Raw genomic sequence first — 683 nt, 5'->3', positions numbered from 1 at the left:
CAATTTTTCTTAAGACAAAGTCTTTGTTGTCATTATTTCCATTATTAGTAGAGTTGTTTGATAAATTAAACTCTGCTCCTATCCATGGATTTACTATTAATCTCCCATTTACATAACTTAATCTTGTTGATAGTCTTGGTTTTATTGTTAGTTCATGTTTTACTTTGTTTAGTTCATCTTTAGTTGATAGTTTGTTTTCTACTAAAGGTTTTATCTTATCTTTTTCTTTTCTTAAACTATCTTGTTTTGACACTTCATATTTTTCTACATACTTATGTATATTTTCTTTATATCCTGAGGCATCTTTTATATAATCTACATACACTCCATATACTTCTTTATTTAATCCATTTAAGTTATATTCATTTTCTAATGATAATATTACTTCTACATTATCTCTTACCTTAAATGTACTCTTCCCTCCAAAATCTAAACTTAGGGCTTGGTAGGTTCCTTCATTATCAACTGTAACATTCTTTCCTTTCTTGAACACTGCGTCTAAGCCATATTTTGCATCTAAGCTTAATTCATTTGTGTATATTCCATTTATGTTTGTATAGTTTAATAATATGTTTGCTAAAAATACATCATAGAAGTTTTTACTTTCATAGGGACTGACTTAGGTGGAACTAAAAATAATACAAATGGAAATGAATTAAAGTTAAATGAAAAAACACCATATC

General features: G+C 26.8%; 1 protein-coding gene. It reads right to left on the bottom strand.

What is annotated here, in order from left to right:
• A partial coding sequence (locus BUE91_RS05065) for a hypothetical protein (protein ID WP_073508152.1) occupies positions 1–493 on the bottom strand: 493 nt, incomplete at its 3' end.
• Between the last annotated feature and the right edge of the window lie 190 nt (positions 494–683).

The sequence above is a fragment of the Streptobacillus notomytis genome (assembly GCF_001902585.1).
In the GTDB taxonomy this organism is placed as follows: Bacteria; Fusobacteriota; Fusobacteriia; order Fusobacteriales; family Leptotrichiaceae; genus Streptobacillus; species Streptobacillus notomytis.
Note: the sequence above shows the minus strand (reverse complement) of the source record. Positions and strands in the feature narration are given on the sequence as shown.